At 50.4% G+C, this 18,149-nt stretch carries 17 protein-coding genes; 16 read left to right on the forward strand and 1 reads right to left on the reverse strand.

From position 1 onward, the window contains the following. The first annotated feature begins 748 nt into the window (after positions 1-748). The 15 genes from mnmG (at position 749) to ACJJI3_RS16925 (ending at position 16,000) form a co-directional block, all read left to right on the forward strand. A complete protein-coding gene (mnmG, locus tag ACJJI3_RS16855) occupies positions 749-2,638 on the forward strand; it encodes a tRNA uridine-5-carboxymethylaminomethyl(34) synthesis enzyme MnmG (protein WP_444940363.1) in 1,890 nt (629 codons plus the stop codon). An 85-nt stretch (positions 2,639-2,723) separates the two neighbouring features. Then, positions 2,724-3,353 carry a 16S rRNA (guanine(527)-N(7))-methyltransferase RsmG gene (gene rsmG, locus ACJJI3_RS16860; protein WP_444940364.1) on the forward strand — a complete coding sequence of 210 codons (630 nt, stop codon included), beginning with the start codon at positions 2,724-2,726 and terminating at the stop codon, positions 3,351-3,353. A 126-nt stretch (positions 3,354-3,479) separates the two neighbouring features. Next, positions 3,480-4,289: a ParA family protein gene (locus ACJJI3_RS16865; protein WP_020413891.1), complete on the forward strand. Its 810-nt coding sequence runs from the start codon at positions 3,480-3,482 to the stop codon at positions 4,287-4,289. A gap of 12 nt (positions 4,290-4,301) precedes the next feature. Next, positions 4,302-5,204 carry a ParB/RepB/Spo0J family partition protein gene (locus ACJJI3_RS16870; protein ID WP_282930568.1) on the forward strand — a complete coding sequence of 301 codons (903 nt, stop codon included), beginning with the start codon at positions 4,302-4,304 and terminating at the stop codon, positions 5,202-5,204. 202 nt (positions 5,205-5,406) lie between these two features. Then, positions 5,407-5,769, forward strand: a complete 363-nt coding sequence (locus ACJJI3_RS16875; protein ID WP_282930569.1) for an ATP synthase subunit I — start codon at positions 5,407-5,409, stop codon at positions 5,767-5,769. A 49-nt stretch (positions 5,770-5,818) separates the two neighbouring features. After that, positions 5,819-6,745 carry a F0F1 ATP synthase subunit A gene (gene atpB, locus ACJJI3_RS16880; RefSeq protein ID WP_282930570.1) on the forward strand — a complete coding sequence of 309 codons (927 nt, stop codon included), beginning with the start codon at positions 5,819-5,821 and terminating at the stop codon, positions 6,743-6,745. 59 nt (positions 6,746-6,804) lie between these two features. Continuing rightward, entirely contained in the window at positions 6,805-7,050 is a 246-nt protein-coding gene (gene atpE, locus ACJJI3_RS16885) for a F0F1 ATP synthase subunit C (RefSeq protein ID WP_020413895.1), read from the forward strand. A 52-nt stretch (positions 7,051-7,102) separates the two neighbouring features. Beyond that, complete coding sequence (locus ACJJI3_RS16890) at positions 7,103-7,573, forward strand: F0F1 ATP synthase subunit B (protein ID WP_282930571.1); 471 nt, start codon at positions 7,103-7,105, stop codon at positions 7,571-7,573. Between the two features lie 12 nt (positions 7,574-7,585). Next, positions 7,586-8,122 (forward strand): F0F1 ATP synthase subunit delta, encoded by a 537-nt coding sequence (locus tag ACJJI3_RS16895; RefSeq protein ID WP_108735091.1) that lies wholly within the window; start codon positions 7,586-7,588, stop codon positions 8,120-8,122. Between the two features lie 48 nt (positions 8,123-8,170). Beyond that, on the forward strand, positions 8,171-9,715 hold the full coding sequence (gene atpA / locus ACJJI3_RS16900; protein WP_108735090.1) for a F0F1 ATP synthase subunit alpha: 1,545 nt from the start codon (positions 8,171-8,173) through the stop codon (positions 9,713-9,715). Positions 9,716-9,792: 77 nt separating this feature from the next. Beyond that, positions 9,793-10,653 carry a F0F1 ATP synthase subunit gamma gene (atpG, locus tag ACJJI3_RS16905; RefSeq protein ID WP_444895613.1) on the forward strand — a complete coding sequence of 287 codons (861 nt, stop codon included), beginning with the start codon at positions 9,793-9,795 and terminating at the stop codon, positions 10,651-10,653. Positions 10,654-10,706: 53 nt separating this feature from the next. Then, positions 10,707-12,110, forward strand: coding sequence for a F0F1 ATP synthase subunit beta (atpD, locus tag ACJJI3_RS16910; RefSeq protein ID WP_282930574.1), 1,404 nt, complete (start codon positions 10,707-10,709; stop codon positions 12,108-12,110). 18 nt (positions 12,111-12,128) lie between these two features. Then, complete coding sequence (locus tag ACJJI3_RS16915; protein ID WP_108735087.1) at positions 12,129-12,548, forward strand: F0F1 ATP synthase subunit epsilon; 420 nt, start codon at positions 12,129-12,131, stop codon at positions 12,546-12,548. A 159-nt stretch (positions 12,549-12,707) separates the two neighbouring features. Continuing rightward, positions 12,708-14,849 (forward strand): NHL repeat-containing protein, encoded by a 2,142-nt coding sequence (locus ACJJI3_RS16920; protein ID WP_444940365.1) that lies wholly within the window; start codon positions 12,708-12,710, stop codon positions 14,847-14,849. 164 nt (positions 14,850-15,013) lie between these two features. After that, positions 15,014-16,000, forward strand: a complete 987-nt coding sequence (locus tag ACJJI3_RS16925; protein ID WP_444940366.1) for a hypothetical protein — start codon at positions 15,014-15,016, stop codon at positions 15,998-16,000. Between the two features lies 1 nt (position 16,001). On the opposite strand, the gene guaD is transcribed toward ACJJI3_RS16925, so the two are convergent. Then, positions 16,002-17,396, reverse strand: a complete 1,395-nt coding sequence (guaD, locus tag ACJJI3_RS16930) for a guanine deaminase (protein WP_444940367.1) — start codon at positions 17,394-17,396, stop codon at positions 16,002-16,004. A 239-nt stretch (positions 17,397-17,635) separates the two neighbouring features. Between guaD and ACJJI3_RS16935 the strand changes: the two genes are divergently transcribed. After that, positions 17,636-18,064: a VOC family protein gene (locus ACJJI3_RS16935; protein WP_444934527.1), complete on the forward strand. Its 429-nt coding sequence runs from the start codon at positions 17,636-17,638 to the stop codon at positions 18,062-18,064. Positions 18,065-18,149: the final 85 nt, after the last annotated feature.

Here is an 18,149-nt window from a genome sequence, read left to right on the forward strand (position 1 = left end):
CCCAATTTTTCCCGATCTTATTAAATAGATTCGCGAAAAAATCTGGCAAAAAACTCTGCAAAATAAGATATGGCGCCGATCGCGTTATACATGTCCACGGGGATTTCCCGTGGATATATTTTCACTTGCTTCGATCACCTATAAATCACATAGATACAGCACAAAACTCACAGACTTATACAATATTCACTCTTACGCACAATTAACCCCCAAGTCTTATCACCCTCTACGCACAAGCTAAAACCTGAAATTGCCAGGTGTGAGTAAAAAAGGGGATAAACACCTGCGTAAGCAACGAATGCTATGATGATAACTTTCCCGCCAGCACGAGGCGCGCAAAGTTGTCCCGGCTTTCCACAATCGTCTACCGGGGTTGCCCCCCCTTCAGCCAAGGGGTTATTGTCCATGTTTTCATCAGTGTAACCTATTGATTTATAAGGATTTTTTTTGCTTATACATGATTTGCCGGACACTAATAAAAACAACTAAATCAAAAACCTCTCTCTAAGAAATACATTTATTCATTTATATAAACTTAAGAGAGCCAAAAAATAATTTGCTCTAAAGCTAGCTCTAGAAAGTTTCTTTGGAGAGAGAGCCCCAATAGCATGGAACTGGATAGTCTCAGTTTTTACAGCTTTACAAGCGTCTACCAACTAGAGTGCAGGAATATGCTTGTAGCCAATTGCTGACTTACACCTACTGCCTATAAAATGTGCGCCCCCAGTTGTAACCAGTAGCAGCCACTATGGAATTCCCTAAGACCTATGATGTGATCGTGATCGGCGGAGGCCACGCAGGTACCGAAGCCTCACTGGCAGCGGCACGTATGGGAGCTTCCACTCTGCTGCTGACCCACAATATCGAGACCCTTGGACAAATGTCCTGCAACCCGGCGATCGGCGGTATCGGCAAGAGTCATCTCGTGAAGGAAGTCGATGCCCTCGGTGGTGCTATGGCAACGGCAACAGACCTGGGCGGAATTCAGTTCCGGGTCCTCAATGCCCGCAAAGGCCCCGCAGTAAGGGCAACCCGTGCCCAGGCCGATAGAGCCCTGTATCGCGCCGCTATCCGTTCAATCCTGGAAGCACAGGAAAACCTGGAGATCTTCCAACAAGCGGCGGATGACCTGATTGTCGAAGGTGAACGGGTTGTGGGCGTTGTCACCAATGCGGGGGTGCGCTTTCGCGCCAAGACAGTGGTACTGACCGCAGGGACTTTCCTCGGTGGGCGTATACATATCGGCTTGGATAACCACGCCGGCGGCCGCGCTGGAGACCCGCCCTCGATTGCCCTTGCAGATCGTCTGCGCGAACTGCCTTTCCGCGTCGATCGCCTCAAAACTGGCACCCCTCCCCGTATTGATGCCCGCTCGGTAGATTTCAGTGAGTTGGAGGAGCAGTGGGGAGATAGCCCCACACCGGTGATGTCCTATTTGGGCAGCCGCGATCAGCACCCGCGCCAGGTCTGCTGCTGGATTACCCACACCAATGCCCGCACCCATGAAATTATCCAGGGGGGGCTCGATCGCTCGCCCATGTACTCCGGCGTGATTGAGGGGATTGGTCCGCGCTACTGTCCCTCCATCGAGGACAAAGTGCACCGCTTTGCGGACAAAGATAGTCACCAGGTGTTTATCGAGCCGGAAGGGTTGACCACCAACGAACTGTACCCCAACGGTATTTCCACCAGTTTGCCCTTCGACGTACAGATTGATCTGGTGCATTCCATCAAGGGCTTTGAAAATGCGCATATCACCCGCCCGGGCTATGCGATTGAGTACGATTTCTTCGACCCGCGCGACCTTTTGCCGTCCCTGCAAACCAAATTTATCCAGGGGCTCTACTTTGCCGGCCAGATCAATGGCACCACCGGCTACGAAGAAGCGGCCGCCCAGGGACTCCTAGCTGGCGCCAACGCCGCACTACAGGCCCAGGAGCGCGAAGCCTGGTCCCCGCGTCGGGATGAAGCCTACCTGGGCGTGCTTGTAGATGATTTGATCACCAGCGGCACTAAAGAGCCCTACCGTATGTTTACCAGCCGCGCGGAATATCGCTTGCTGCTCCGTGAGGACAATGCTGACCTGCGCCTGACCGAAAAAGGTCGCGAATTGGGCCTGGTCGACGATACCCGCTGGGCAGCGTTCAGTGAAAAGCGCGAGGCGATCGCCCGGGAGACCCAGCGACTACAAGATACCTGGGTGCACCCAAAGACGCCCCAGGCCGCCTCCGTAGAAACCAAACTGCCGCAGCCATTGGCGCGGGAATACAGCCTGATGGACCTGCTGCGCCGTCCGGAACTGGGCTATCAGGATGTGGCGGGTCTCAAAGGGGAAGCGGTAACCGACGAGCAGGTTGCCGAACAGGTGGAAATCTCGGCCAAGTACGCCGGCTATATCGATCGCCAGCGCGAGGAAATTGAGCGCTTGCAGGCCTACGAAGATACCCCGATCCCGGCGGACTTCGACTACAGCGATATTTCTGGTCTGTCCAATGAGGTTAAGCAAAAGCTGGGAGAGACCCGCCCGGATACCCTGGCGCGGGCCTCGCGGATACCGGGTGTGACGCCCGCATCCATATCCCTGCTGCTGATCCAGTTGAAAAAGCGCGGGCTGCTGAAGCGCAAAAAAGCGGTATAAATCGGTTTTCCACAGGGTATCCCGCGAGGCCCTGCGGGGTTTGAGTTTCGCGGGACTACTGGGGGATAGACCCATTTCTAACTCAATGGAACAGTTTCGTCCGCGCCTGTTAGAGGCGGCGGCACAGATGTCGGTGGCACTCAGTGACCGGCAGCAGGATCAGCTACTGGAATACCTGGCGCTTTTTGCCCGCTGGAACAGTGCCTACAACCTGTCCGCCATACGCGACCCAGAGCAGATGCTGGAGCGCCATATTATCGACAGCCTCAGTGTGGTAAATCTCTGTGGCGAAGGCTCTTTGATCGATGTGGGTAGCGGTGGCGGCCTGCCGGGAATTCCCCTGGCAATTGTGCATCCGGAGCGCGCCATCACGCTGCTCGACAGCAATGGCAAGAAGACCCGCTTCCTGTTCCAGGTGGCCAGCACCCTGCCCCTGCCCAATATCACGGTAGTCAATGAGCGGGTAGAAGCCTTTGTGCCAGATCAGCCTTTTGCCGGTGTGGTGTCCCGCGCCTTTGCCTCCATCGAAGATATGGTCAATGGCAGTGAGCACATGTTGGCACCCAGGGGTCGTTTTTATGCCATGAAGGGCAAGCTGCCTGAGGATGAGTTGAGCGCTCTGCCAAAAGGCATTAAGGTCGAGCAGGTGCACCGGTTGTCGGTGCCCGGCTGCGACGGTGAGCGACATATGATTCAGCTCTGTCGCACAGAATAAGATGATAGTTTGGCGGGTTTGTCGCCCGCCCAATCCTGCTCCCCTATCGTGGGGCACAACAGCCGCCGCCCGAAGCTGAGCCGGCGTCGGGGCAAACGCACCCGGAAACAACAAAGGACAAGAATCTTGAGCAAGATATTTGCTGTGGCCAACCAGAAAGGCGGGGTTGGCAAGACCACTACCTGCGTCAATCTGGCCGCATCTTTGGTTGCCAACAAGCGGCGCGTATTGCTGATCGACCTGGACCCCCAGGGCAATGCCACCATGGGCAGTGGTGTGGATAAAAGTGACCTTGAGGTGTCCGGTTACGATGTACTGGCCGCTGAATTACCCGTTGAGCAGGCCATTGTATCTACAGAGAGCGGTTTTGATTTGATCCCGGGCAACGGTGACCTGTCTGCGGCAGAGGTGGAGTTGCTGAATCTGGAGGGGCGCGAATCCCGCCTGCGCCGCGCCCTGGCTGCGGTGAGCAATCGCTACGACTACGTGATTATCGACTGCCCGCCATCGTTGAATATGCTGACGGTAAACGCCCTCTGTGCAGCTCACGGCGTATTGATTCCCATGCAGTGTGAATACTATGCCCTGGAGGGGTTATCAGCACTGGTGGATACCATTACCCAGATCCAGCAGGCCGCCAATCCGGACCTGAAAATCGAGGGCATCTTGCGCACCATGTACGATCCGCGCAACAGCCTCACCAGCGAAGTGTCGGCGCAGTTGCAGGAGTTTTTCGGCGATCGCCTGTATCGAACCTGTATCCCGCGCAATGTCCGTTTGGCAGAGGCTCCCAGCTTCGGCAAGCCGGCGCTGGATTACGACCGCCACTCGAAAGGGGCTATTGCCTACCTGGCACTGGCTTGCGAAATCAATCGCCGCCATCCCGCCAATCAATCTTCCAATAAGAAAAGCCGCCCTGTGGCGGAAGCCGTATAAGGGGTAATTACTATGGCCGCCAAACGCAAAGGACTGGGCCGGGGTTTATCCCACCTGATCAGCAATAAAAACAGCACCGCGATCGCCGAGGCTACCGGTGAAGCTGAAACCGAAACCGCCGTGGTCGACGGTGAGCTGAAGGAGTTGCCGATAGAGTTTTTGCAGCGCGGCCGCTACCAGCCACGCCGGGATTTTCCACAGGAATCCTTGCAGGAGCTGGCGGACTCGATACGCGCCCAGGGCATTATGCAGCCGATCGTCGTGCGCGGTATCGGTGAGCAGAGCTATGAAATCATCGCCGGTGAACGGCGCTGGCGCGCGGCCCAATTGGCGGGACTGGAGAAAGTGCCGGCACTGGTGCGCAGCGTTTCCGATGAAGCAGCCATCGCTATGGCGCTGATTGAAAATATCCAGCGTGAAGACCTGAATCCGGTAGAGGAAGCTGTAGCCCTCAAGCGTTTACAGGATGAGTTCAAGCTGACCCAGCAGGAAGTGGCAGATGCGGTGGGCAAATCCCGTACCGCAGTAACCAACCTTTTGCGACTGTTGAGTCTCAGTGAAGAGGTGCGGACTTTCCTGGAGCGTGGCGATCTGGAGTTGGGGCACGCCAAAGCCCTGCTCGGTCTATCCGGTGCCACCCAGCGCTCTGCTGCGCGCCAGGTGGTCGAGCGCAGCCTTACCGTGCGCCAGACAGAGGCGCTGGTGCGCCGTTTACAACAGCCGGCTGCCCCCGCACCTGAAAAACCGAAGCCCGACCCCAATATCCGTCGCCTAACTGAGCGCCTGGCAGAAAAAGTCGGAGTGCCCGTATCTATCGATCACAACGATAAAGGCAATGGCCGCCTGGTACTCAAATACACCACTCTGGAAGAGCTGGATGGAATCCTCGCCCACCTGGGTTACGCCGAGGACTGAGGCCACAGGGAAATGCGCGTCCTAGTGGCGCGCGCAATAACTGTTGGCAAATACTCACTGCGGCGAGTAATTCCGTGCAAAACCTCCTGAAAATCAAATAAGTTGACGACATTTGCCGGTTGAATCGGCGATGCTGTTGCCGCATAATTCGCACGCCCAAATTTTGGGCGGACAGCGCAAAAAAAGTCGGCTTATCCCGTCTATGACAAAACCCCCGGTATTACGAATAGCCGCGGTACAGCTTCTGCTGATATCGGTGGCCAGTGCGGCACTGCACTTGAGCGGTAAACCGGTGACTGCGCTCTCCGTATTTATCGGCGGTGCCCTGTGTGCACTGCCCGGAGCATATTTTGGCAGGCGCGCCTTTCGCGATAGCGGTGCGCGCGCGGCCCATCGCGTGGTAGGCAATTTCTACCGCGCGGAAACCGGCAAATTTATATTGACCATGGCAGGTTTTGCAGCGGTGTTTGCCACCGTCAAGCCACTGAATGCCGCGGCGCTTTTTATCAGCTACGTCCTCTGTGTAATCGTGCAGTGGATTTTGGTAGCGCGCATGGTCCGCTAGCCGGTGGATAAGAAAAAAGAATTCTTACTTTTACGATTGTTGAGGAACTATGGCAGGCGAAGCTCAAACCGCGACGGGGTATATCCAACACCACCTGCAAAACATGACTTACGGCAAGCTGCCGGCCGGGTATACCCGCGCCGATGGCACAGTGCTGAATGAGTCTACTTGGACTATGGCGCATTCCTCCCAGGAAGCTGCGGACATGGGCTTTTGGGCCCTGCACGTAGATACCCTGGGCTGGTCTATCGGCCTCGGTCTGATTTTTTGCTTCCTGTTTGCCCGCGCAGCCAAGAAGGCCAGTGTGGACAAGCCCACAGGCTTCCAGAGCTTTGTGGAACTGGTTACCGACTTTATCGACAAGCTGGTTAAGGAAACCTTCCCCCACCGCAACACTATGGTTGCCCCGATGGCTCTGACCATCTTTGTGTGGGTGTTCCTGATGAACCTGATGGACCTGGTACCGGTAGACTGGCTGCCGATGGCTGCCGCCAAGATCTCCGGCAACGATCACCTCTTCTTTAAAGTGGTCCCGACTACCGACCCGAACGCCACCCTGGGTATGGCCCTGGCGGTGTTTGCGCTGATGATTTTCTTCAGTATTCGCGAAAAAGGTGCCATCGGCTTCCTTAAAGAGCTGACTCTGCACCCTTTCCATACCGGCAAGTTGTTCTTTGACATCCTGCTGATCCCGGTGAACTTCCTGCTGGAAGCAGTATCCCTGATCGCCAAACCGATCTCCCTGGGCCTGCGTCTGTTCGGAAACCTCTACGCCGGTGAAATGATCTTTATCCTGATCGCGATTGTCTTTGGCGTTGGTGTTCTCGGCTTTATTGGTGCGGGCCTCCTGCACATGGGCTGGGCGATCTTCCACGTACTGGTAATCGTGCTGCAGGCGTTCGTATTTATGGTATTGAGCACCGTGTACATGGCGATGGCACACCATCGCGACGATGAGCACGAGCACGATCAATAAGTTTTTAACCCTTTTTTCGACCTTTACAACAACTCTTTAACTTTGATTTGGAGAACACAATGGAAGCATTAGGTCTGGTTTACATCGCAAGTGCACTGCTGATCGGTCTGGGCGCCCTGGGCACCGCAATCGGTTTCGGTACTCTGGGTGGCAAGCTGCTGGAAGGTTCCGCTCGTCAGCCTGAACAGGCTCCGGCTCTGCAGGGCAAGATGTTCCTGATGGCTGGTCTGCTTGACGCGGTTCCGATGATCGGTGTTGGTATCGCTATGTACCTGATCTTCGCCGTAGCTCCTGGTCTGGTTTAATTACGCCGTTCCAATTGCCCTTAACCCTATTTAAAGAGCAAGAGGTGTCGGAGTGAATATCAACCTGACTCTAATCGGCCAGTCGATTACTTTCCTGTTTTTCGTCTGGTTTTGCTGGAAGTTTGTTTGGCCGCCGCTTTTGGGCGTGATGAAAGAGCGTGAGCAGAAGATCGCAGATGGTCTCGCTGACGCCGAACACGCACAGAAAGATCTGGAACTGGCCAAGCGTAAAGCTGCCGAGCAGTTGAAGGAAGCTAAAGATCAGGCTAACGAGATCATTGATGGTGCCAACAAGCGCGCCAACCAGATTCTCGATGAAGCCAAGCAAGCGGCTCAGTCTGAAGGCGATCGCCTGAAAACTGCGGCCAAAGCTGAGATCGACCAGGAAGTGAATCGCGCTAAAGAGCAACTGCGCAGCCGTGTGGCAGACCTGTCTGTCCTGGGTGCGGAGAAGATTCTCGCGGTCAATATCGACGCTAAGGCGCACGACGACCTGATCGATAAACTGGCAGCCGAGCTGTAAGCGAGGAACCCAATGGCGGAACTCAGCACACTGGCCCGGCCCTACGCTAAAGCTGCATTCTCTTATGCGCAGGAAGCCTCCCACTTAGGTGGTTGGAGCACTGCGCTGAGCACTGCGGCAGCGGTCAGCCAGAACGAAAAAGTGCGTGAGCTGCTGGATAATCCCCAGCTCACCAGTGAAGAGCGCGCAGATAAATTCCTGTCGATCTGTTCAGACGAACTCGGCGAGCACGGAAGGAACTTCATCCGGTTGCTGGCGGAAAACAACCGCCTGCAGCTGCTGCCGGAAATTTCCGAACTGTTCGAAGAGCTGAAAGCGCAAGCGGAAGCCACCCTTGAGGTGGAAGTTGTTTCCGCGCACGCCTTGAGCGATGCACAGGCGCAAGCACTGGGCCAAAAGCTCAGCGCGAAGTTTGAACGCGAAATACATCTGCACAGCTCGGTGGACGAGAGCCTGCTGGGCGGCGCGATCATCCGCGCCGGTGATACAGTCATCGACGGTACCGTACGCGGCCGTCTGGCCAAGCTCGCCGAGGCGATGAACTCCTAAATTACTCTCCCCGTTGGCGTTAGCCGGCGGGGACTTGAGGAACAGAGCATGCAGCAACTGAATCCCTCTGAGATCAGTGAAATCATCAAGAGCCGCATCGAAAATCTCGATGTGAGCACTGAAGCCCAAAATGAGGGCACCATTGTTTCCGTATCCGACGGCATCATCCGCATCCACGGCCTGGCCGATGTGATGTACGGCGAGATGATCGAGTTCGAAGGCGGCGTTTACGGTATGGCGCTGAACCTGGAGCGCGACTCCGTTGGTGCTGTAATCCTGGGCGACTACAAGGCGCTGGCTGAAGGCCAGAAGTGCCGTTGTACCGGCCGTATCCTGGAAACCCCCGTTGGCCCGGAACTGCTCGGCCGCGTTGTAGACGCGCTGGGTAACCCGATCGACGGCAAAGGCCCGCTGAACAACAAGCTGACCGACGCGGTAGAAAAAGTAGCGCCTGGCGTTATTGCCCGTCAGTCCGTTGACCAGCCTGTACAAACCGGTTTGAAAGCGGTTGATACCATGATCCCGATTGGCCGTGGCCAGCGTGAGCTGATCATCGGTGACCGTCAGATCGGTAAGACTGCTGTGGCGATCGACGCCATCATCAACCAGAAAGGCACCGGCGTTAAGTGTGTCTACGTTGCCGTGGGCCAGAAGCAGTCCTCTATTGCCAACGTAGTGCGCAAGCTCGAAGAGCACGGCGCTATGGATCACACCATCGTAGTAGCCGCTGGCGCCGCCGATCCGGCAGCGATGCAGTTCCTGGCTCCCTACGTCGGTTGTACCATGGGTGAGTACTTCCGCGACCGCGGTGAAGACGCCCTGATCGTATACGATGACCTGACCAAGCAGGCTTGGGCCTACCGTCAGATCTCCCTGTTGCTGAAGCGTCCGCCTGGACGTGAAGCCTACCCCGGTGACGTTTTCTACTTGCACTCCCGTCTGCTGGAGCGCGCCGCGCGTGTAAACGCCGACTACGTAGAGAAGTTCACCAACGGTGAAGTGAAAGGCAAAACCGGCTCTCTGACCGCCCTGCCGATCATCGAAACCCAGGCCGGTGACGTATCTGCGTTCGTACCGACCAACGTGATTTCCATTACCGACGGCCAGATCTTCCTTGAGACCGATCTGTTCAACTCCGGTATCCGCCCAGCGATCAACCCGGGTATCTCTGTATCCCGTGTAGGTGGTGCAGCGCAGACCAAGGTGATCAAGAAGCTGTCCGGTGGTATCCGTACCGCTCTGGCTCAGTACCGCGAACTGGCGGCATTCTCCCAGTTTGCCTCTGACCTGGACGAAGCTACCAAAGCCCAGCTGGATCACGGTGAGCGCGTAACCGAGCTGATGAAGCAGAAACAGTACTCTCCGCTGTCTATCGCGGACATGGCTGTTTCCGTTTACGCCGCCGACAAGGGTTACCTGAAAGAAGTAGAAGTTGCCAAGGTTCTCGATTTCGAAGCCGCCCTGCTCGCTTATATGAACAGCGAACACGCAGAGCTGATGGAGAAAGTGAACAGCACTGGTAACTACAACGACGAAATCGACGCAGCTTTCAAAGCCGCTATCGAGAAGTTCGTCGCTACTAGCAGCTGGTAAGAACTCCCTGGAGAGCGCGAAAGAGCGGCGTGTCCGCTCTTTCGGAATCTAACTTCCAGCGAACAAGGTAAATCACTATGGCAGGCGGAAAAGAAGTACGCACAAAAATTGCCAGCATCAAGAGCACGCAGAAAATTACTGCCGCAATGGAAATGGTTGCAGCAAGTAAGATGCGTAGGGCTCAGGATCGCATGGCACTGGGGCGTCCCTACGCCCAGCGCATACGCGCAGTGATCGGCCACGTCGCCAACGCTTCGGCCGAGTACCAGCATATTTACCTGCAAGAGCGCGAGGCCAAGCGGGTCGGTTTTATCCTGGTATCCACTGACCGCGGACTCTGTGGTGGCTTGAACGTCAATATGTTCAAAGCCGCTATTCGCGAGATGCAGGCGTGGTCCGAGCAGGGTGTCGACGTCGAAGTCTGTGCGGTAGGTAACAAGGCGGCCAGTTTCTTTAATGCCATCGGCAGCAAGGTTGTCGCAGCGGTACGCGATCTGGGCGATGCGCCCCAGGCCAACCAGCTGATTGGCTCAGTTAAGGTAATGCTGGACCGTTACGCAGAAGGCGATATCGATCGCCTGTTCCTGGTATCCAATGAGTTTATCAACACCATGTCCCAGAAGCCGCAGGTTGAGCAATTGCTGCCGCTGCCGAAGGACGAAGATGAAAAACTCATGCACGAGTGGGATTACCTCTACGAGCCGGATCCGGTTGAATTGCTGGATGGATTGCTGGCTCGCTACATCGAGTCCCAGGTATACCAGGCAGTAGTTGAAAACAAAGCCTGTGAACAGGCAGCGCGTATGATCGCGATGAAGAGCGCCACCGATAACGCCGGTGAGCTGATCGATCAGTTGCAGCTTGTCTACAACAAGGCGCGCCAGGCGGCCATTACCCAGGAACTGTCCGAAATTGTCGGCGGTGCGGCGGCGGTTTAATCCGCTGCCAGTAATGGTCAGCCTAGAAAGAATTTAAAGCTGAGGATCCGGAAATGAGTAACGGGCAAATTGTGCAAGTGATCGGAGCGGTCATCGACGTGGAATTCCCACGCGATTCTGTTCCGAATGTATACGACGCACTGGTGGTTGAGGACAAGAACCTCACCATGGAAGTGCAGCAGCAGTTGGGTGACGGCGTGGTACGCGCTATTGCCATGGGTTCATCCGAAGGTGTCAGCCGCGGTCTGTCCGTGCGCAATACCGGCGCTCCGGTTTCTGTACCGGTTGGCCTGGAAACCCTCGGTCGCATCATGGACGTGCTCGGCAACCCGATTGACGAGTGTGGCCCTATCGGTGAGAAAGAGCGCTCCTCTATCCACCGCGCTGCACCGACCTACGAAGAGCAGTCCAGCTCTACCGAACTGCTGGAAACCGGCATCAAGGTAATCGACCTGGTTTGCCCGTTCGCCAAGGGTGGTAAGGTTGGTCTGTTCGGTGGTGCCGGTGTAGGTAAAACCGTAAACATGATGGAACTGATCAACAACATCGCTACCGAGCACTCCGGTCTGTCCGTGTTCGCAGGTGTTGGTGAGCGTACCCGTGAAGGTAACGACTTCTACTACGAGATGGCTGAATCCGGCGTTGTTGACCTGGAAAACAAAGCCAACTCCAAAGTGGCGATGGTTTACGGCCAGATGAACGAGCCGCCCGGCAACCGTCTGCGTGTAGCCCTGACCGGTCTGACCATGGCGGAGAAATTCCGTGATGAAGGCAAAGACGTACTGTTGTTCGTCGACAACATCTACCGCTACACCCTGGCCGGTACCGAAGTATCCGCACTGCTGGGCCGTATGCCTTCTGCGGTAGGTTACCAGCCGACCCTGGCGGAAGAGATGGGCGTTCTGCAGGAGCGTATTACCTCCACCAAGACTGGCTCTATCACCTCTATCCAGGCGGTATACGTACCGGCGGATGACTTGACTGACCCGTCTCCGGCGACCACCTTCGCGCACTTGGACTCCACTGTAGTACTGAGCCGTGATATCGCCGCTAAAGGTATCTACCCGGCTGTTGACCCGCTGGACTCCACCTCTCGTCAGCTGGACCCACAGGTAATTGGTCAGGAGCACTACGAAGTGGCTCGCGGCGTACAGTCTGTACTGCAGCGCTACAAAGAGCTGAAGGATATCATCGCGATCCTGGGTATGGACGAGCTGTCTGAAGAAGACAAGCAGACCGTAGCCCGCGCCCGTAAGATCGAGCGTTTCCTGTCCCAGCCGTTCCACGTTGCGGAAATCTTCACCGGTGCACCAGGTAAATACGTTTCCCTGAAAGAAACCATCCGTGGCTTCCAGGGCATCCTGAACGGTGAATATGACCACATGCCGGAACAGGCCTTCTACATGGTGGGAACCATCGACGAAGCTGTGGAAAAAGCCAACAAAGCCAAGGGCTAATCGAGAGAGGCATATACTATGGCCATGACAGTACATTGTGACATTGTCAGCGCCGAGCAGTCTCTCTTCTCCGGGCTGGTAGAGATGGTGATTGTGAGCGGTATCGAAGGTGAGCTGGGGCTCTCCTACGGTCACGCCCAGTTGCTCACCGCTCTGAAAGCCGGTCCGGTGCGCATCATCAAGCCCGGTGGTGAAGAGGAAGTACTGTTCGTCAGCGGTGGCTACGCCGAGGTACAACCTAATATGGTGACTATCCTCGCTGATGTAGCCGAACGTGAGATCGATGAAGACGCCGCGCAGAAGGCCCGCGAAGAAGCGGAACACGCCCTGCACAAGGCACCGTCTGAAGTCGACTACGCGCGCATCTCAGCCCAGCTGGCCGAAGCCGAAGCGCGTCTGCGTACCCTGCAGGCAATTCGCAAGGCGGCCGGTAAGTAAACAGTTCTTACTTTCTCGTAAGGCCTGTTTCCAGGCGACAAAAAAGCAGCTTCGGCTGCTTTTTTTATATCTATTTTTTCGAGTGGCTCTTATAAAGTGAAGGGGGTTAGCTTTCCCGCCTATATATGTGCCGTTACTCCTCTACATCAAAGAGCATTTATGTTGAAAACCTCTTTTAGAAACTACTTATTAATAACCTTCCTGATGTACTTAATGGTTGGATGCGGAGGGGGTTCTTCTTCAGGGGGCAACGACTCTTCGATACCGAAAGAGGAAACCGATAGTGAATACCCAAGCGCAAGTATTATCTTTCCCGCTAGCGACGGGCTATGGAGTGATAAAGAGCAGCTGGTTGTGCGTGGTAGTGCAAATGATAATGTTGGTGTTGCCAGGGTATCAGTAAATGGAATTGACGCAACATCGGATGATGATTTTGCAACCTGGCAGGCTGAAATAACGCTTGAGGAAGGCACTACGACTAGCATTAATATTGAGGTAACAGATATTAATGGGAATACCTCCCCAGCTGCTGCCTCAGTGAGTGTTAATAGCTATGACGGATTTAATAGCTACAGATTTTGCGGTCCGTTGGCATTTGATAGCGATAGAAATCTAGCGTACGCCTTTAACCCTACTAGGGTATTAAATCTGGAAAGCATGCAGGAAGATTATATTTCCTCAGAGTTCTCCGATGTGGTCGGAGCTGAATTTGACCACACTACGGGTAATTTCTTAATAATCCAAAATGACCAGCTAATTTCTATCGATCGTGAATTTAATAGCTTAAATATCATTTCCGAGTCAGGGGATGATTCACTGTCATTTGGGAGAAGACCACAAATTTCTATTGATATCAGTTCTGGTGATATCTATGTGCAAAATTATTTTCCGAGCTATTTAATAAAAGTAGACCCTATCACCGGGGACCGTGAAAAAATATCCTCTTTTAATTATGAAAACGGAAATTCAGTAGGCTATTTCAATCAAGGTTTCGAAATTGTCGACGGACGATTTTTTGTTGTAAGTGAGGATGGATTACTGGAGTTAAATCCTGCTACTTGGCAGGCAACCGAATTATCAGGAGTGAGTGTAGGCTCGGGAGAGTCTCTACAAAACTTGACAGGCTTAACGATTGATTTGGAAGTCAACTTAGCTTATGTCAGTGATACCCACAGCAGGTTGATTGAGATCGACCTAATTAGTGGTGATCGAAAGCTAGTGTCGTCAGAATTAGACATAGGTGATGAAAACCTCAATTTTGATGAAGCGAAGAATGGTATCATTGATACGGGTGAATCAATTCTAATTAGCGCATGCTCAACAGGGCATACTCTTTTGGTTAATAAGGAAAATGGAAGCCGAACACTAGTATCAAAAAGAATAAGAGGAAAAGGTCCCCTACTCTCGACAAATTTTGACCTAACATATGATGAGTACAATCAAAGACTTATTCTACTCAATCATAACTATGCAGAATCCCGATACTCTAAATATGAATATGATGATATTCACCAAGTAATAGCGATAGATCCACAAACTGGTGATCGGGAGATTATATCTGGTCCAAATAATGGAGAAGGGCTAGTCGAGGGTCACTTTCAAGATTTGGCAGTAGATAGTCGAAACGGAAATATCTACGTACAAGAAATAAATTCTCAAAGTATAATTAAAGTAGATCCAGAAACAGGGGAAAGATTGGTTATTTCTGGTCCTGGTGTCGGTATTGGAGAGAATTTTAATGGCCTTACAGGACTATCTATAGATACTACTCGAGATAGAATACTCGCTATTTCTAGTAGCTCACTGATATCGATAGACTTACAGTCTGGCGATCGAACTGAAATCAATTCTTTCCCCGATATGGGGTTCTGGTATCCAAACCATATCTCAATAAATGCAGAATCTACAGAAATATACATTTCAGATATTCATGGGAAAGTTGTTGAGTTTAATCTGGAAAATGAAATAACAAAAATCATATCAAGTAATGAAATTGGCGCTGGAGAAAGTGTCCATGAATTAGGGGATTTGGCGTATAGCAGTGAAGGTAATCTAATATATGTAGAAGATTACAATCACACAGACAGCGATGATGAACCAGTTAACATGGAACTTTTGGCTATAGATAGAGAAACTGGAAATAGAACCCTGCTTTTAAGTGCCATACAACAAGAGTGGGAGGATATGCTGCTTACTCCAGCAGTAGATCAAGCTAAAAATGTTCTGTATATCTCTATGCCAAATCGAGGCGTTGCTGTTTTTGATGTTGAAACAAAACAGTATCTAATGGTGTCACAATAATTTATTTAGCAGGTATAAGCTATATGAGCTAATACCTGCATATAAAGGACGATAAATATAATAACTGTCTCACTTGATAGTTAAGTTCACATATAAAATAGAAAGCTATATAGAGTACCTTGTTGCTACACTAACTAATGAAACTTTATGGATTCATATTAAAGATGTTTTCAACGATGAAGCACTTGGCATTTGGCGTATTGATTTTCACTTTTGTTGTTTTATATGCTCTTTCTAAAAATACACATGCTGAGGGCAGCCCCCCTACTTTGGGCGCTAACTTGAAGCAAACAGAACGCATTTTTTTGCATGGAAACATTGTGTCATCGACAGCTATAAATCCAGGTAATATTGTGCCAGAGCATCTAACGGATTTTGGATTTTTTCATTCCGGTTGGACAATAGATGAAATTGCTCAAGTTGCGTCATTCACCACTTTTGTAGACGTATATTACTATGACATAGATATAATGAAAGAAGCCAGAAGTCATGGATTAAAGCTTTGGATACAACTAGCACCTATATTTTTTGATGGTTATCCTACCTATAGGAAAAGAGAGGATTATCTTGAACGCTGGGAAAGAGCAAAGAGGCAGTTAGAGCCATTTAGCGATATTATAATGGCCTTTGACCCGCTAGATGAACCATTTTATCGCTCAAAATTAAGTAACATAACGCTTAAGCTCTATCTTGAAGAGATCGCTCAACTAGTTAAAGATAGTTTTCCAAAAGCAAAAAGAGCAATTACATTTATGAATGAAACGGTCAGAAGATCACGTTTTGAGGAAATGGTACCAAAAAAATATAATCTATTTGCTGTAAATTATTACGTAGGAGTAAGTTTTCAAAATAAGATAGTCGAAAAACTAATGAGAAGAACATCACATTTAGATGCAAAATATTATCTTATCCCGAGAGCTTTTAAAACATCGAATAGAGCCTTCGGTAGCATTACAGAGCCACAATTAATTAGCCAGGCTAGGCAAGCTTATGACTTTGCGATAGGAAACCCCAAGGTAATTGCCATATACCCTTTTGTTTGGGAGAGTATGTTTGGCGATGGTGAAGAGTACTACCTTGGGGTTGATAACCTAAATCGAATACAAGAAGAATACCGAAAAATAGGTAATGCGATATCAAGTTCTAGATGAACTATTTTCTATTTCCCATTATATATGTGCTATGTATAGCCCTGTCATCACCGAGTACCTGAAGTGCAAATAATTTCTCTTCGAGGGTTCTAGCCGACTTCATTCTAAATTTCATTAAATCGGTGGCTTTTAAATCAATTACGATAAAATCAGCTTCCTTACCCTTCTCAAAACTCCCGACTTTGTCATCAATATCTAATGCCTTGGCAGATCCCAACGTAGCAAGGTAAAGTGCTTTTAATGGAGAGAGGGTTTTCACTCCGGTGTTATTGCCGATGGATTTTTGTAGCTGAATCACCTTATAGGCCTCATCCATAGTCTCTAACATCGAGAAACTGGTGCCAGCTCCTACATCGGTTCCCAGGCCCACACTAACATTGATTTCTTCAGCTTTATTAAGCGGGAATAATCCGCTCCCTAGAAACAGATTAGACGTTGGGCAAAAAGCTATAGCGCTACCTACTGAAGCCATACTTTCCATCTCTTGGTCATCCAGATAAATACCATGAGCAAACACTGAGTGGTCCCGATTTAATCCATATATGTTATAAACATCAAGATAACTGTTTACTTCTGGGAACAATGATTTTACCCAATTAATTTCATCCTTATTTTCGGAAACATGGGTATGCATATACACATCGGGATATTCATCTAGTAACTTAGCTGCCTGCTTAAGCTGTTCAGGAGTACTTGTCGGGGCAAATCTTGGAGTAATGGCATAGCTCAATCGATCCTTATTATGCCAACGTTCGATTAGCTTCTTGCTATCGGAATAAGCACTTTCGGGCGTATCTTGCAGGTATTCTGGAGCATTGCGATCCATCAGTACCTTGCCTGCAATTAGTCGCATGTTTTCCCGTTGGGCAACTTCAAAGAGAGCATCTATAGACTCTGGGTGAACGGTACCAAATACAAGTGCTGATGTTGTGCCATTCTTTAGCAACTGACTAATAAAGAACTCTGCAACTTGCTTCGCGTGTTCTTTGTCGGAAAATTTACTTTCAGTTGGAAAGGTGTATTCTTTAAGCCACTCTAATAATTGCTCGCCATGAGCCGCAATCATCCCCGTCTGTGGATAGTGAATATGAGAATCGATAAAGCCGGGAAGTATTAACTTGCCACGATAATCTACAATCTCTGCGCCTCTTTGTTTTTTCGAAATTTCTTCTTCAGAAATTATCTCGGCAATTATTCCATCTTTGACAATTAATCCACCATTTTCAATATATTCATAAGCTTTACTAGTCTTCGCCGGGTCGGCAGTAAAATGAAGTATGTCACCTTGATATATAGTTGTCTCTGCATAAACAAAGTTGCTAGAGGCTGAGAGTAATAGAAATAATTTAGCTAAATTGGACTTTATATTGCTGCTTAAGGATAAAGTTTCGACCACCAGTTCACTCCGTTAAAACAATAAGCAAATCTATATATTTAGCATTTGAAAGATAATGTGACAAATTTATTTCGGTTGTCTCTAGAAGAGCTGGAATACAAAACAACAAATTAACTTATATATTGAGTAATAATCTACTTAAAAATACAGAAATTTGATTTGTATATTTTGTATTTGGAAAAACCTTAATAAATTCCATCTAAACTTGTACTTAAATCTAGATTGAAGGCTCTCAATCCATGTTTAAACATCCAGATCACGTAACAGTAGTTGTTACGAAATTAGAGGAAAGTGTCAGTTTTTTTGAATTGCTGGGTTTTGAGCTTCTACTCAAAAATTTTCTAACTGGCGAGAAAGCGTCACGGTATCTCCAGGTGGATAATGTAGAAGCAGATCACTTTACGATGGTACTAAAGCAGTCATCTCCGAAATTCGAGATACAGCTACTTCACTACCGAAATCCAGTGGTTAAAACTAATCCATCACTAATTGACTTGGCAAGGCCCGGTTATAACCATTTGTGTTTGAAGGTAGATAATTTGAATGAGGCTTTAGAGTATTTATCGAAGCAAGGAATTAGCACAAGAAGTGGAATATTGGAATATCAAAATAAAAAATTAGCATTTATCTTGGGGCCAGAGAATATAACTGTGGAATTAGCCGAGTGAATTGTCCAAGCAAATAGATAGTACTTCTACTAAACAACTTGACATGTAAAGCTCTCGAATAAATGATACTAGCCTAGCTAAAATT

The sequence above is a fragment of the Microbulbifer maximicatervae (SeqCode) genome, assembly GCF_052466985.1.

What these genes read in the sequence shown, in the direction of transcription:
- mnmG (WP_444940363.1), top strand. Translation starts at nt 749, where the DNA reads ATGGAATTCCCTAAGACCTATGATGTGATCGTGATCGGCGGAGGCCAC.
- rsmG (WP_444940364.1), top strand. Translation starts at nt 2,724, where the DNA reads ATGGAACAGTTTCGTCCGCGCCTGTTAGAGGCGGCGGCACAGATGTCG.
- ACJJI3_RS16870 (WP_282930568.1), top strand. Translation starts at nt 4,302, where the DNA reads ATGGCCGCCAAACGCAAAGGACTGGGCCGGGGTTTATCCCACCTGATC.
- ACJJI3_RS16875 (WP_282930569.1), top strand. Translation starts at nt 5,407, where the DNA reads ATGACAAAACCCCCGGTATTACGAATAGCCGCGGTACAGCTTCTGCTG.
- atpB (WP_282930570.1), top strand. Translation starts at nt 5,819, where the DNA reads ATGGCAGGCGAAGCTCAAACCGCGACGGGGTATATCCAACACCACCTG.
- atpE (WP_020413895.1), top strand. Translation starts at nt 6,805, where the DNA reads ATGGAAGCATTAGGTCTGGTTTACATCGCAAGTGCACTGCTGATCGGT.
- ACJJI3_RS16895 (WP_108735091.1), top strand. Translation starts at nt 7,586, where the DNA reads ATGGCGGAACTCAGCACACTGGCCCGGCCCTACGCTAAAGCTGCATTC.
- atpA (WP_108735090.1), top strand. Translation starts at nt 8,171, where the DNA reads ATGCAGCAACTGAATCCCTCTGAGATCAGTGAAATCATCAAGAGCCGC.
- atpG (WP_444895613.1), top strand. Translation starts at nt 9,793, where the DNA reads ATGGCAGGCGGAAAAGAAGTACGCACAAAAATTGCCAGCATCAAGAGC.
- atpD (WP_282930574.1), top strand. Translation starts at nt 10,707, where the DNA reads ATGAGTAACGGGCAAATTGTGCAAGTGATCGGAGCGGTCATCGACGTG.
- ACJJI3_RS16915 (WP_108735087.1), top strand. Translation starts at nt 12,129, where the DNA reads ATGGCCATGACAGTACATTGTGACATTGTCAGCGCCGAGCAGTCTCTC.
- ACJJI3_RS16920 (WP_444940365.1), top strand. Translation starts at nt 12,708, where the DNA reads ATGTTGAAAACCTCTTTTAGAAACTACTTATTAATAACCTTCCTGATG.
- ACJJI3_RS16925 (WP_444940366.1), top strand. Translation starts at nt 15,014, where the DNA reads ATGTTTTCAACGATGAAGCACTTGGCATTTGGCGTATTGATTTTCACT.
- ACJJI3_RS16935 (WP_444934527.1), top strand. Translation starts at nt 17,636, where the DNA reads ATGTTTAAACATCCAGATCACGTAACAGTAGTTGTTACGAAATTAGAG.